11 protein-coding genes are annotated in these 13,793 nt (G+C 32.2%); 5 read left to right on the top strand and 6 right to left on the bottom strand.

Features of this window, described 5'->3' with window-relative positions:
- Positions 1-3: 3 nt before the first annotated feature.
- Together VDP25_RS07395 and VDP25_RS07390 are read left to right on the top strand one after the other, a co-directional pair.
- Positions 4-750: a succinate dehydrogenase/fumarate reductase iron-sulfur subunit gene (locus tag VDP25_RS07395; protein ID WP_215928238.1), complete on the top strand. Its 747-nt coding sequence runs from the start codon at positions 4-6 to the stop codon at positions 748-750.
- An 80-nt stretch (positions 751-830) separates the two neighbouring features.
- Positions 831-2,615 carry a MutS-related protein gene (locus VDP25_RS07390; protein ID WP_334468328.1) on the top strand — a complete coding sequence of 595 codons (1,785 nt, stop codon included), beginning with the start codon at positions 831-833 and terminating at the stop codon, positions 2,613-2,615.
- Positions 2,616-2,764: 149 nt separating this feature from the next.
- Here the strand turns inward: VDP25_RS07390 and rpmA are convergent, their stop codons facing one another.
- Both rpmA and rplU read right to left on the bottom strand, forming a co-directional pair.
- Complete coding sequence (gene rpmA / locus VDP25_RS07385; protein ID WP_179337340.1) at positions 2,765-3,025, bottom strand: 50S ribosomal protein L27; 261 nt, start codon at positions 3,023-3,025, stop codon at positions 2,765-2,767.
- Between the two features lie 41 nt (positions 3,026-3,066).
- Positions 3,067-3,705 (bottom strand): 50S ribosomal protein L21, encoded by a 639-nt coding sequence (gene rplU, locus VDP25_RS07380; protein ID WP_215928236.1) that lies wholly within the window; start codon positions 3,703-3,705, stop codon positions 3,067-3,069.
- A gap of 299 nt (positions 3,706-4,004) precedes the next feature.
- On the opposite strand from rplU, the gene VDP25_RS07375 reads away from it, so the two are divergent.
- Together VDP25_RS07375 and VDP25_RS07370 are read left to right on the top strand one after the other, a co-directional pair.
- Positions 4,005-5,321: a M16 family metallopeptidase gene (locus VDP25_RS07375; RefSeq protein ID WP_334468322.1), complete on the top strand. Its 1,317-nt coding sequence runs from the start codon at positions 4,005-4,007 to the stop codon at positions 5,319-5,321.
- 19 nt (positions 5,322-5,340) lie between these two features.
- On the top strand, positions 5,341-7,392 hold the full coding sequence (locus VDP25_RS07370; RefSeq protein WP_334468320.1) for a M16 family metallopeptidase: 2,052 nt from the start codon (positions 5,341-5,343) through the stop codon (positions 7,390-7,392).
- 53 nt (positions 7,393-7,445) lie between these two features.
- On the opposite strand, the gene VDP25_RS07365 is transcribed toward VDP25_RS07370, so the two are convergent.
- Positions 7,446-8,324 carry a DMT family transporter gene (locus VDP25_RS07365; protein WP_334468318.1) on the bottom strand — a complete coding sequence of 293 codons (879 nt, stop codon included), beginning with the start codon at positions 8,322-8,324 and terminating at the stop codon, positions 7,446-7,448.
- Between the two features lie 96 nt (positions 8,325-8,420).
- Here VDP25_RS07365 and VDP25_RS07360 point away from each other — a divergent pair, with 96 nt between their 5' ends.
- Positions 8,421-8,936: a heavy metal-associated domain-containing protein gene (locus VDP25_RS07360; RefSeq protein WP_334468316.1), complete on the top strand. Its 516-nt coding sequence runs from the start codon at positions 8,421-8,423 to the stop codon at positions 8,934-8,936.
- Positions 8,937-8,993: 57 nt separating this feature from the next.
- On the opposite strand, the gene VDP25_RS07355 is transcribed toward VDP25_RS07360, so the two are convergent.
- The 3 genes from VDP25_RS07355 to VDP25_RS07345 all read right to left on the bottom strand — a co-directional run bounded on the left by VDP25_RS07355 (position 8,994) and on the right by VDP25_RS07345 (position 13,782).
- The gene (locus VDP25_RS07355) at positions 8,994-9,356 is read right to left on the bottom strand and encodes a hypothetical protein (protein WP_334468314.1); all 363 of its coding nucleotides are present in this window, start codon (positions 9,354-9,356) and stop codon (positions 8,994-8,996) included.
- A gap of 170 nt (positions 9,357-9,526) precedes the next feature.
- Entirely contained in the window at positions 9,527-10,927 is a 1,401-nt protein-coding gene (locus VDP25_RS07350; RefSeq protein WP_334468312.1) for a DUF5689 domain-containing protein, read from the bottom strand.
- Positions 10,928-11,007: 80 nt separating this feature from the next.
- Positions 11,008-13,782 (bottom strand): TonB-dependent receptor, encoded by a 2,775-nt coding sequence (locus VDP25_RS07345; RefSeq protein WP_334468310.1) that lies wholly within the window; start codon positions 13,780-13,782, stop codon positions 11,008-11,010.
- Positions 13,783-13,793: the final 11 nt, after the last annotated feature.

Genomic DNA, 13,793 nt, shown 5'->3' with positions numbered 1-13,793 from the left:
GCAATGAATTTAACACTAAAAATTTGGCGTCAAAAAAACGCTAGTGATAAAGGAAAAATGGTTGATTATAAAGTCAACGATATTTCTCCAGACATGTCTTTCCTAGAAATGCTAGATGTTTTAAACGAGCAGTTAGTTAATAAAGATGAAAGCCCAATTGCTTTTGATCATGATTGTCGTGAGGGAATTTGTGGAATGTGTTCTTTATACATTAATGGAGAAGCTCATGGTCCAGATCGTGGTATTACTACTTGTCAATTACACATGAGAATGTTTAAAGACGGTGATACAATTACAATTGAGCCATTTAGAGCAACCGCTTTTCCTGTTATTAAAGATTTAATTGTAGATAGAACATCTTTTGATCGTATTCAGCATGCAGGAGGTTTTATTTCTGTAAACACTTCTGGAAATACTATTGATGCTAACTCAATACCTGTAAACAAACACGATGCAGATAAAGCTTTTGAAGCGGCTACTTGTATTGGATGTGGTGCTTGTGTAGCGAGTTGTAAAAATTCTAGCGCCATGTTATTTGTTGGAGCAAAAGTGTCTCAATTTGCATTATTACCACAAGGTAAAGTAGAAGCTACTGACCGAGTTTTAAATATGGTAAGACAAATGGATGAAGAAGGTTTTGGTAACTGTACCAATACTGGAGCTTGTGAAGTAGAATGTCCTAAAGGTATCTCTTTAGAAAATATTGCACGTATGAATCGTGAGTATTTGTCGGCAACATTAAAAGGTTAATAAATCCCTGTTAAAGCAGGAATTACAAAATACAGAATCCCAAGGTAAAGTCTTATCTTGGGATTTTTTAATTTAGCATTATGCAAAACCCAAATTCTTTTTATACAGAACAATTAGAAATTAATAAAGCTGAGTCTAAGCGTATATTTAAACAACTTAGTCTTTATAGTATACTAAGACTCTCTATTTTTATTCTTACGGGAGTAGGAATCTATTTTACCTATCAAAATTGGAAAATTGCAGTTGGGATTGGAGTTGCAGGAATGGCGCTCTTTCTCTTTTTGCTTTCTAGATATACAGATTTAAAGTCGAAAAGAAATTTACACAAACGGCTGATTACAATAAATGAAGATGAATTAAAAATTGCCAAAGGGAATTTTGATGGGAGACCAGACGGTTCTCAATTTCAAAATCCGAAGCATTTTTTTAGTCTCGATATCGATTTATTTGGGAAAGGTTCCTTCTTTCAATATATAAATAGAACAACCATAAAAGAAGGGACGGAAAAGTTGACGCAGCAATTGCTTGCTAATGATATTTCTAATATTGAAAATAGACAAAAAGCGATACAAGAATTAGCATCGTTACCAAAATGGAGACAAAATTATTCAGGTGTTTCCCAAGGTGTAGAGGTAGAGCATTCTGCAACATCAATTATAAATTGGCTTAAGGATTACAAACCGTTTTTAAATCTTTTTCATTATTGGTTTACAATTGCTTATAGTGTTATTTCAGTGCTTATATTGACTTTAGGTGTTCTTGAGGTTATTCCAATGGAACGTTCAGGTTATTTGTTGTTAGGATGGTTAATTTTAGGGTTAGGAATAACCGCATTTTATTTGAAGAAAATAAATTTAGTTGCTCAGAATACTGAAATGGCTAAGGATACATTTAAACAATATGCTTTTTTGTTAGAGTTAATTGAAAATAATGAATTTAAATCTCCGCTACTCAATGAGCAACAACAGAAAATTCAATCTGAAGGTATGAAAGCCTCTGAGATATTTTCTAAATTTTCAAAAGCTTTAGATGCTTTAGACAATCGAAATAATTTAATATCTGCGATATTTGGTAACGGTCTTTTGCTTTTAGACATAAGGCAAACTTATAAGATAGAACAATGGATTAGTAAATATGGACATAAGGTTGATGATTGGTTTGAAGTGGTGACGTTTTTTGATGCTTTTAATAGCTTTGGAAACTATGCTTTTAATCATCAAAAATTTACCTATCCAATATTAACCGAAGAACCTGTGACAATTTTAGCAGAGGGCTTAGGGCATCCACTATTAAATCCTGAAAAACGAGTAGATAGTAATTTAAAGCTTGAAGAAGAACAATTCTTTATTGTAACAGGAGCAAATATGGCAGGAAAAAGCACGTTTTTAAGAACTGTTGCGCTTCATATTGTGATGGCCAATGTTGGATTGCCTATTTGTGCGAAACAAAGTAAATACAAGCCAATTAAGCTAATTACAAGTATGCGAACAACCGATTCGTTAACCGATGATAGTTCGTATTTCTTTAGTGAGCTTACGCGATTAAAATTTGTGGTTGACACCATTGAAAATGATAAAAATTATTTTGTGATTTTAGATGAAATTTTAAAAGGAACCAACAGTACAGATAAAGCTATTGGCTCTCGAAAATTTGTAGAGAAACTGGTAAAACAAAATGCTACAGGAATCATTGCTACTCACGATTTAAGTCTTACTGAAATTGAAACCGAGTTAGAAGCTGTAAAAAATTACTACTTTGATGCAGAAATCATTAATGATGAACTCTTTTTTGACTATAAATTGAAACAAGGTGTTTGTCAAAATATGAATGCGAGTTTCCTATTAAAAAAGATGGAGATTATATAATTAGCCTTGCCAAACGGATTAGTATTTGGTTCTACTATTAAATAATAGGTTATTAAGTCCGGTTGTGTTTTTATAAAGGTATTTGAGTAAAATAAAAAACCCTCTCTAAAAATAGAAAGGGTTTTATAAATTATAAAGAAATATGTTTCTTAAGCCTCGAAAGGTTCAATAGAAACGTAAGATTTGTTATCTTTTTTCTTAGTAAATTTTACTAGACCGTCAACTTTAGCATGTAAAGTATGATCTTTTCCTTGGTATACGTTCTCAGCTGGGTGATGTGTATTACCACGTTGTCTTAAAATGATGTTTCCAGCAATAGCAGCTTGTCCACCAAATATCTTAACGCCTAAACGTTTTGATTCTGATTCTCTACCATTCTTCGAACTACCAACTCCTTTTTTATGAGCCATGATCTAAGGTTTTATATTGTTATACTTAAGTGGTTTGGCAATTAAGCTTTACCACCATCTAATTCGTCTTGCCATTTTTTAAGTTCGTCCCACTTACCATCAGCAGCTAATTGTGCTTGAGCTGGCCAAGTATCAGTAACATGGTTACCACGAACATCTGCAATGATTTCAGAAATTGCTTCTGGCTTAGCTTTAGCTAAATCAGCGTAAGTAGCGATACCTGCTTCTACTAATGTAGATGCGATTTTAGGACCAATACCTTCAATTTTCTTTAAATCATCAGCTTTACCAGTTGCTTTTTTAGCTTTCGCTTCTGCTTTTGGTTCAGCTTTCTTTGCTTCTTTTTTAGGAGCAGCTTTTTTAGCTCCAGAAGCTGTAATGCTTTCAATTACGATTTCAGTTAAAGATTGTCTGTGTCCATTTTTAACACGGTAACCTTTACGTCTTTTCTTTTTGAAGACTATTACTTTATCACCTTTAAGGTGCTTTAAGACTTTTGCACTTACTTGTGCTCCATCTATAGCTGGGGCGCCTAAAGTTACATTGTTACCATCTCCAATTAAAAGAACGTTATCGAAATCTACTTTCGAACCTTCTTCTGTTGCTAAACGGTTAACAAAAACTCTTTGGTCTTTTTCAACTTTAAATTGATGCCCTGCTATCTCTACAATTGCGTACATAGCGTAACGTTTTTATTAATTTGTTTGTTAAATAAAATAGCCTTCTTCTCAGAAAGCGGATGCAAATATACTCCTAAATTATTAATCTACAAACGTTTTAAGGCTTTTCAAGCTGTTTTTGTAAGCTCGTAAGTAATTATTAAAAAAAACAGAGAACGGCAGAAAGTTATTAATTGAGTTTTTACACTTAATTATGTTAAAAAGACAAATCATTCCTTATTTTTGTGAGACTTCATGTAACAAAAAGCATTTAGTAAAGACAAATATTTAAAACAATTTAAATTTAAACACACTTAATAATGAAAAAAGGCTTATTTACTCTAGCTATTTTGTTGTTGGTTGGATTTAATTCAACAGCTCAACAAGTAGAATTCGAAGAGTTTGATTTAGACAATGGATTACATGTAATCTTGCATCAAGATAACACAGCACCAGTGGTTATTACTTCTGTAATGTATGATGTAGGAGGAAAAGATGGAGATAGAGCTCGTACGGGTTTTGCTCACTTTTTTGAACACCTTTTATTTGAAGGTTCTGAAAACATTGGACGTGGAGAATTCATGAAAATTATTCCAGCTAATGGAGGAACGTTTAACGCTAATACGTCTCAAGACAGAACGTATTATTACGAAATTTTTCCTTCTAATAAATTAGAATTAGGATTATGGTTAGAGTCAGAGCGTATGTTACACCCTGTTATAGACCAAGTTGGAGTAGATACTCAAAATGAAGTTGTAAAAGAAGAAAAACGTCAACGTTATGATGCGCCTTATGGTGGTATTTTAGAAGCTATTGGTTCTAATCTTTTTAAAGTACACCCTTATAAAGATCCTAATATTGGGTATATGGAGCATTTAGATGCAGCAACTTTAGAAGAGTTTAATGCCTATTTTGATAAATATTATGGTCCTAATAATGCTGTTTTAGTAGTTGCAGGAGATATAGATATTGAAGAAACTAAGAAATTAGTAAGAGATTATTTTAGCGCTGTTAAGAAAAGACCAGAAGTGGTTAGAAACTTCCCAAAAGAAGAGCCTATTACTGAGACAATTAAAGCTCAAGCTTTTGATAAAAACATTCAAGTGCCTGCAATTATAGCAACTTATAGAACACCAGGCCATGGAACACGTGATGCTTATATTTTAGACATGATTTCATCTTACTTAAGTGGAGGTAAAAGTTCTGTTTTGTATAAGAAATTAGTAGATCAACAAAAACAAGCGTTAGCAGTACAAGCGGTAAACATTTCACAAATGGATTACAGCATATTTGCATTATTTGCTATTCCTTTAGGAGAGGTAGAGTTAAGTACATTGTTATCTGAAATTGATGTAGAAGTTGCTAAAATGCAAAATGAATTAATCTCAGAACGTGATCATCAAAAATTATTAAATCAATTTGAAAACCAATTTGTAAACGCTAACTCTAGTATTGCAGGTATTGCAAGTTCTTTAGCAACGTACTACTTATTATACGGCGATGTAAATTTAATTAACAAAGAAATAGACATTTACAGATCTATTACAAGAGAAGAAATTCAAGCTGTAGCTAAAAAGTATTTAAGCCCAAATCAGCGTGTTGAAATAGAATATTTACCTAAAAAAGAAGATCAGTAAGATGAAAACAACATATATTATGAAAACAAAATTATCTGCATTTATCCTATTGTTTTTAGTAACTATAGGTGTTAATGCACAAATAGATAGATCTAAACAGCCAAAAGCTGGACCAGAGCCTGAAATTACATTAGAAGTTCCTCAGGAATTTGAATTAAAAAACGGCTTAAAAGTATTAGTTGTTGAAAACCACAAGTTGCCAAGAGTATCTTACTCTTTAAGAATAGATAATAAGCCTATTGCTACAGGAAAAAAAGCTGGAGTAGAAAGCTTAATTGGAAGCATGTTAGGAAATGGAACAACGTCAATTTCTAAAGATGAATTTAACGAAGAAATCGATTTCTTAGGTGCTAGACTTAATTTTGGTTTTAGTGGTGGTTTTGCAAGTTCATTAACTAAATACTCTGATCGTATTTTAGAATTAATGGCAGATGCAGCATTAAACCCATTATTAACTGAAGAAGAGTTTGATAAAGAAAAGACTAAGCTAATTGAAAGCTTAAAGCAAAACGAAAAGAGTATTGATGCTATTGGTAGTCGTGTAGGTGATGCATTATCTTATGGAACAAAACACCCTTATGGAGAATTTGTTACAGAAGAAACTATTAACAATGTATCATTTGGTGATGCTTTAGCATTTTACGAGAAATATTTTAATCCAAACAATGCTTATTTAGTTGTAATTGGTGATGTAGATTTTAAAACAGTTAAAAAGCAAATAAAAAAACACTTTGGTAATTGGAAAAAATCTGTTGATATAACTACAACACTTCCTAAGGTTAACCCTAATGCACAATACACTCAAATTAACTTTGTTGATATGCCAACAGCAACGCAGTCTAGCATATCTATTACCAACAATGTAGATTTGAAGATGAATGATGAAGATTACCATGCTGCTTTAATCACAAACAACATCTTAGGTGGTGGAGGTGAAGGTTACTTATTCAAAAACCTTCGTGAAGAACATGGTTATACTTACGGTGCCTATTCTAGCTTAAGAGCAAACAGATATGGTGCAGGACGTTTTAATGCTTCGGCTAAAGTAAGAAATATGGTTACAGATAGTGCTGTTGTTGAGGCTTTAAAAGAGATTAATCGTATTAAAACGGAACCTGTAGATCCTCAAATACTTAAAGATGCTAAAGCAAAATATGTTGGTAATTTTATTATGGGGTTAGAAAGTCCTCAAACAGTTGCTAATTACGCTTTAAACATAAAGTTGAATGATTTACCTAAAGATTTCTATTCTACATATTTACAGAAAATTAATGATGTTAGTGTAGAAGATGTACAAAGAGTTGCTAATAAATATTTAAAGACAGAAAATGCTAGAGTTGTTATCGTTGGTAAAGGAAGTGATGTCATAGAAAACCTTGAAAAAACAGGGATTCCAATTAAGTATTACGATGCATACGCTAATTCAGTAGAAAAGCCAACTTACGACATTCCAATGCCAGCAGATATGGATGTTACTAAAGTTTTAAACGCATATATCGCTAAAATTGGTGGTAAAGAGCGTTTAGATGGTGTAAATTCTGTTAAAATGATGGCGGAAGCAGAGTTACAGCCAGGTGTAATGATGAATCTTGAAATGAAAAAAACAAGTAAAAAACAGTTTGCACAAGAGATTACAGCAATGGGACAGTCGGTTATGAAAACTGTTGTTGGTGTAGATGGTGGTTATATGGTTATGCAAGGTCAACGTAAAGATATGAGCGAAGACGAACTTAAAGATGCTAAAGCAGAATCATCTCCTTTTCCAGAAGTTAACTATTTAAGTGGTGGTGTTACTTTAGAAAAGATAGAAAAAGTTGATGGAGAAAATGCTTATAAAGTAAAAGTAGATGATATAACGTCTATTTTCTATAGTGTTGAAACAGGCTTAAAAATTAAAGAAGAGAAAACATCTCCAATGGGTTCTCAATCTACATTCTATGCAGATTATAAAGAAGTTGATGGAATTATGTTCCCTTTTAAAATTTCTCAAACAATGGGACCACGTAAATTTGATTTTATTGTAAAAGAAATAAAAGTAAACGAAGGTGTTTCTGATGCTGATTTCGATTAATCAGAAATTGTCTTAGATAATATATTAAAACCGAAGCGAGAGCTTCGGTTTTTTTATGCCTTACGGTTATGAGATAAATAAACGCCCACTAATATTAATAAAGCAGCAAGTCCCTGAATAAAGCTAAAAGATTCGCCATCTATAATACCCCAAATTAAGGCTACAATAGGCATGATATAAGTTACTGACGATGCAAATACAGGTGTAGAAATTTGTACCAACTTAAAAAATAACACTTTTGCTATTGCGGTGCCAAAAACAGAAAGAATGGTAACATAAATAAAGGCATTTATAAAAGCAGGATTCTCAAAAGTTTTGGATGTGAAAAAGTCGCTAAAAACGAGAATAATTAATGCAGGTATTACTATAAAAGCATAATTACCAGCTGCAATCGCTAATGGTTTTATATCTTGTAAATAACGTTTTATAATATTTACATTGGCAGCATACATTATTGTGGATGCAATAACAAAACCAGCATATATATAATTTTGATTGGGATTTAATTCTGAACCTTTTAAAATTAGGATAGCAGTACCAATAAAGCCAATGATAACACCTGAAACCTGTCGTTTTGTTGAGGTAATTTTAAATACAGCAAACCCAAACAAAATAGTATTTAAAGGAACTAAAGAATTTAATATAGAAGCCACAGCACTATCTATTTCAGTTTCAGCAATGGCAAAAAAGAAAGCAGGAATAAAAGAACCTAAGAGGCCAGAGAGGAGAAGCCATTTCCACTTCGATTTAGGTATCGTTTTAAGTTTATTAAAGCCAAAAGTTAAAAGAATTAGGCCAGTTATAATAGTTCTGAGCGCGCCTAATTGATAAGCCGTAAGACCTAAAAGTGATTTTTTGATTAAAATAAATGAGCTTCCCCAAATAATGGAAAGTATTAACAGGTAAATCCACTTAATATTAAGGTCTTTCATACTTATTTGCAGCTATTAAATCACAAAATTCGTTAATTCATATGCAAGAAACACCAATATTTATTAGATTTATACAAAATTTAATAGTTTAAATATATGAAGGCATTAAAGAATATATTTTTCGTTTCAATATTAGCGATAACAATCTCGTCTTGTAAAAACGAAACACAACCAGAAGTTAAAACCGTAGAGGTAGAAGTTTCTGAAAAAGATGTTGCTCATACTTTAGATCCAAATGCAACTTATGTCAAAGTAGAATTTGGTATTGAAGGAATGACTTGTGCTATGGGTTGTGCAAAAACCATTGAAAAGAAAATGGCTAAAATGGAAGGAGTAAAATCTGCAAAAGTAGATTTTGATTCACGTTTAGCAATGGTAGAATATGACGAAGCTAAAGTAACACCTAAATCTTTAGAAGAAGCTGTTAGCAAAGTAGCAGACATCTACAAAGTTAAAGATATACATAAGGTCGAAGACTTTGGTTTAGGAAAAAAGGCGTGTGATGCAGATTGCAAAAAGGAATGTTGCGCTAATAAATCTGAAGCTGAAAAAAAAGCTTGTAAAGCAGATTGTAAAAAAGAATGTTGCAGTAAAGAAAAGAAAGCAGAATAAGTTACTTTCTATATCAATTATATTAAAATACAACGCTATCCGAATGGGTGGCGTTTTTTATTGCACCTGAAGCAGTATAAAAGCTATTGCGAAGCATCCTAAAGGCAAAAGCCATAATAAATAGATAGATGTATCACTGCGCTTGGACTTAGCGTTAAGTATTGTTCTTTTCTTTCCATTATAGCGCATCCAGTTTTTAGAAATGATAAACAATGCGATTAATGAGAATAATACCCAAAACTTAGTAGAAGACATTACTAGCATTTTCATCTGACTAGCAAAAGCTATAAAAAAGGCACCTAATGCAAGTGCTATAGATAGCTCTAGAGTACAAATATAAAGTAAGGCTATATTGATACTTTTTTTTCCTAAAGCTTTCTTATAGTGGTTAAATATTGAAATATATATGGTGTCTAACATATAGGTGATATCCTTTTTTTAAGGTTATAAATATAGTGATTTACACTAAATGACTATTAATTAAATAAAACATAATAGTTACACCTTGGGCAGATGTGTTTAGTCAAATATTTACATAAAAAAAGACTGTCTTTTCAGACAGTCTTTTTTTTATTCTTTTATAAAAATTTCTATTGCGCTAAAATTTGCACATTACTTAAATCTAAAGTAGAAGATATTGAAGCATCATCACTGTCATAAACAAATGCTAGAACAGCATCACCACTAATCATTGAAATATTAATTAGGCCAGTAGCATCATAAACATTGTTGAAGAAACCAGTATTCTCAGGTAAAGCAGCAATTTCTGAAGCTCCTATTTCTGTCCATGTAGCATCATCAGGATTGGTACCTGCTACATAATCATTAGAGTAATAAGCTTTTAATGGTTGTCCATTACTGAAAGCATCTGCAACTTGTAGAATAAGACGTTCATTTTCATTAGCATCAAAATTTATTGAAGGCGATATTAACCAGCTAATCATTTCTACTATGTCACCATCATCATAAGCAGATCCTCTTACATAACCTTCTCCTTGGTAGTTACTAGCATACCATTCCTGTGTACCTAATGTATTGATAACTTCCCAATCACCTAAACCACTATCAAAGCCTTCGTTAAAAACAATTTCAAAATCTTCAATATCTAATAATGTACATCTTGGGTTTACCATATCCACATCATCAGTTGTATTTAAGGCTAATACTAAACTAGATCCATCAAAAGTTTTACTAACTACAGCAGTAATTGATCCGTTGTATATAGGTAATCTTTCATTTTTAAAACTTGCAAAACTACTCGTTTCTAATATAAATTGTGGGTAAGTAAAACCACTACAATCTTGTAAGATTCTTTGTGTGTCATAAACTTCAGATGAATCAAAATAATTTTCTCCAGCTAAATTATCAGCAAATTCTACATTGTCAACTTTAACTAATAAACCAACATGGTCACCAGTAATAGCAGTTAAACCTATATTTAAAGGTGTAATAGTTTCTGTAACTGAAGATCTTAAAACTTTTTGTCTTATTTGAATTTCATTTAAACTTGTTACAGTAGTACCGTATTGATCAGTTTCAGTTCCTCCACCAATAGTAATTACTCCGTTTCCAACACGTTCTTCACCAATATAAAGACCTTGTAAGCTGATATATACTTCTCTTCCTAAATTGAATTGGTTGTATGTATCAACTTGATTTAAAATAACTTTTAAACCTGATGTAGGGTTTGTTGGACTATCTTGAATGAAAAACTCTTTAAAAAAGTTTCCAGTTTGGTCAGATGATGACACATATCCTTTTACATAGACATTAGTATCTTCAGGCTCAATGAACTCTCCACCTTGATATAATGCTTTAACTTCTGCGAACGATAATTCATTTCCAGTCTCTAGCAATAATGTAAGAGCTTTATTTTCTTCGTCTCCTAAACTACTAGGAATAGTATAATCGTCATCTTGTACACAAGATGTAATAGCTACGGAAGCTACTAGGATTAACATTAATTTTAAAGATTTAATCGCTTTATTCATAACTTTTTTATTTATAATTATTGAATTTATGAAATTTAAACATTTCATAATAGTAATTTTATTTATTAATTTTTCTTTTTTTAGAATCGTACGTTTAAGTTAACAAAATAATTGGCACCACGACCATACCAATATTTTGAGCCAAACCTAGGGTTGCCATCAGCATTATCATCTCTAAGTTCTCTATAGTTAGCATTTCTACCTTGCTCAAAACCACCTGTTTTATAAACTTCGTCTAAGATGTTACCAACGCTAGCAAAAAGACTGATATAATAATCACCAACTTTCCATGATTTACCACCAACAAGGTTTACCACCATATAGTCGCTAATCTTTTCTTGTTTTAGTAATTCAGTAGCTAATTCTTCATCATAATCATTAATAGGTAATCCGTCTGAATCTAAATAAAAATTCTCTGTTCTTGTTAATGCATTTACATCTATGTAAGCATGAGAGAAAAAGTTAGCTGTTGCACCAAACCACCAGAAATTAGGGTCTCTATATTCAAACCCAATAGAAGCAGCTCTTTGAGGTCCACCAGCAAGTTTATAATCTTTTAGATTAGCTTTACCATAAGGAATAGAACCATCTGCTGTATTAAAGCTAGCTGAGGTTAAATATAAATCAGGATTGTTGTCATAAGTATATTGACCAACAGAAGCAGCACCTTTTAATTTAATAGTTGGTGTTACTTGTGCTTCAATTCCTAATTCTACACCTAAGTGTTTTTTATCTATACCTTGTAAAACTTCTTGTACAAAAGCAGACGTGTCATTATCTTCAATATCATTTCCTCCACTTAAACCATCTGCATAATAGAATCCAACTTCATTAGCATCTTCAATTTTAGAATAGAATCCTGTAATTTTAGCGTTAACAATTGGAGATCTAAAAATATAACTTGCATCAAATGAAGTTACGGTTTCTTCACTAATATTTTTTACGATATTATGGTTTTCTCTAGAGTTAGAGTATGTGTTTCTTAGGTTAGGGGCTCTTGTAAGGTACCCTCCATTAACATCAATTAAGTGTTTCCCAGAAATTTTATACGTAAATCCTGCTTTTGCACCTACACCAGTAAAAGAAAGTTCTTCACCTTTACCATAAGATTCTGGTCGTCCATCAAGGCCGTCAAATCTACTGTTTTCCCATAAACCTTCTCTTTGGTATGTTGTGCTTGTTACATTAGCAGAAACATAAAAATCTACTTTATTGTATTTAAACTGCCCTTGTGCATAAGCCGAGATCACATCTGCATATAAGTTATAGTTATATCTGTATTTATCTCCTTCGCCTACTAAACGTCCAGGGTTTTTATTATCGTACTCAAAACCATCAAAAGAATCTACGTTTAATAAACCTACCTCAGATCCTAATAAGTCTAAAACTTCACCAAAGTTTTCTGATTTTAAATTTTTGTAGTTTACAGCTCCATTAATAATGATGTTGTCATTAATTTCAGAAGTGAAGATTGAGTTAACTGTTAATTGAGTGTCATCTGCTCTGTCTTCGTATAAAGCATATGCAGAGCTAATGTCATTAATGTTGTTGGTTACGTTAGCATCTAGAATACGTTCCCAATCTATTTGTCCATCATCAACAAATTTCTGTTGTGCTAAATAAGCACCTACAAGATCATCTCTTTGTTCGTGATAGCTAGGTAGTAATTGGTAATAAGCAGGACTTGGGTTACCACCACCACTGTAATCTAATCTACTGTTTCCTAATTTACCAAATTGGTAACCAACATTGGTGTTTAATTTTGTTTTAGAAGAAATGTCCCAATAATGATTCAACATAAAAATTGGTTCTTCAACTTCTTTAATACGAGAATTACGTTGTTCTCCGTCTAAATTTCCCCAATACTCATTGTATTTAATCCCTTTTAGGTCATAAACTTCTTGTGTATTTGGTGAAGATTTTCCTCTTCTATTAGGAGTATAAACCGAAGTAAAGTTAATACTGTGCTTGTCGTTTATTTTCTTTTCTATAGAAGCGAAAAATGAGTTAGAATCATATAATGTTCCGTCTATAAAACCTTCATCTCCCCAACGTCTTCCAATCATAAAAGCGTAAGACCAGCCTCCTTCAACTAAACCAGAAGCATAACTAGCCATAGCACGATTTGTATAACTTCTATTAGATGATGAATATGTTATACGTCCACCTTTTCTGTAAGAAGATGCTCTTGTAATAATATTAGATGATCCTAAAATACCGCCAAAATTATAATCTGAAGGAGTAAGACCAGTTGTTAATACTTGGTTACGCATCATATCATTTAATCCGCCCCAGTTACTCCATTGTGGTCTTCCGTTATAAAGCTTATTCATTTCAATACCGTTCATTAAAACTGAACCGTTTTCAGAATCTAAACCTCTTACTTTGAAGAATGAAGAACTAAATTCAAAAGCAGCTGTTCTTTGAAAAATATCTAATGAAGAAGATAGTAATCCAGAAATATTATCTGCACCACTTGTGTCGTCATTTAGCTCGTCGTCAGAAAGTGTAATTGTAAACATATCTTGCACGTCTGAAACGTCCAAGTCTAAAGTCATATCCGTAATATTCACGGTTTGTCCTTCGTTAACAATAATAGGATAACGTTTTGTTTCGTAACCTGTTTTTGAGATTTTTAAAACCTGTTCTCCTAATGGTACGTTGCTAGAGAAAATAAATTCACCGAAACCATTTGTTAAAGTTGATTGTTGAGTTTCTTCAATGGTAATAGTTACATCAGGGATTGGTTCTGAGGATGTAGCATCTTTTACACTACCTTTAATAATGGTGCTTTGCGCCATCATTGTAAAGGAAGAAAAAATTCCAAATAATAAAATAATTAAACTTTTTTTCATACCTAATTTTA

It is taken from the genome of Winogradskyella sp. ECml5-4 (genome assembly GCF_036903175.1).
GTDB classification, from domain to species: Bacteria; Bacteroidota; Bacteroidia; order Flavobacteriales; family Flavobacteriaceae; genus Winogradskyella; species Winogradskyella damuponensis.
Note: the sequence above shows the minus strand (reverse complement) of the source record. Positions and strands in the feature narration are given on the sequence as shown.

Coding starts and splice junctions, on each gene's coding strand:
- VDP25_RS07395 (WP_215928238.1), top strand. CDS start 4: ATGAATTTAACACTAAAAATTTGGCGTCAAAAAAACGCTAGTGATAAA.
- VDP25_RS07390 (WP_334468328.1), top strand. CDS start 831: ATGCAAAACCCAAATTCTTTTTATACAGAACAATTAGAAATTAATAAA.
- rpmA (WP_179337340.1), bottom strand. CDS start 3,025: ATGGCTCATAAAAAAGGAGTTGGTAGTTCGAAGAATGGTAGAGAATCA.
- rplU (WP_215928236.1), bottom strand. CDS start 3,705: ATGTACGCAATTGTAGAGATAGCAGGGCATCAATTTAAAGTTGAAAAA.
- VDP25_RS07375 (WP_334468322.1), top strand. CDS start 4,005: ATGAAAAAAGGCTTATTTACTCTAGCTATTTTGTTGTTGGTTGGATTT.
- VDP25_RS07370 (WP_334468320.1), top strand. CDS start 5,341: ATGAAAACAAAATTATCTGCATTTATCCTATTGTTTTTAGTAACTATA.
- VDP25_RS07365 (WP_334468318.1), bottom strand. CDS start 8,324: ATGAAAGACCTTAATATTAAGTGGATTTACCTGTTAATACTTTCCATT.
- VDP25_RS07360 (WP_334468316.1), top strand. CDS start 8,421: ATGAAGGCATTAAAGAATATATTTTTCGTTTCAATATTAGCGATAACA.
- VDP25_RS07355 (WP_334468314.1), bottom strand. CDS start 9,356: ATGTTAGACACCATATATATTTCAATATTTAACCACTATAAGAAAGCT.
- VDP25_RS07350 (WP_334468312.1), bottom strand. CDS start 10,927: ATGAATAAAGCGATTAAATCTTTAAAATTAATGTTAATCCTAGTAGCT.
- VDP25_RS07345 (WP_334468310.1), bottom strand. CDS start 13,782: ATGAAAAAAAGTTTAATTATTTTATTATTTGGAATTTTTTCTTCCTTT.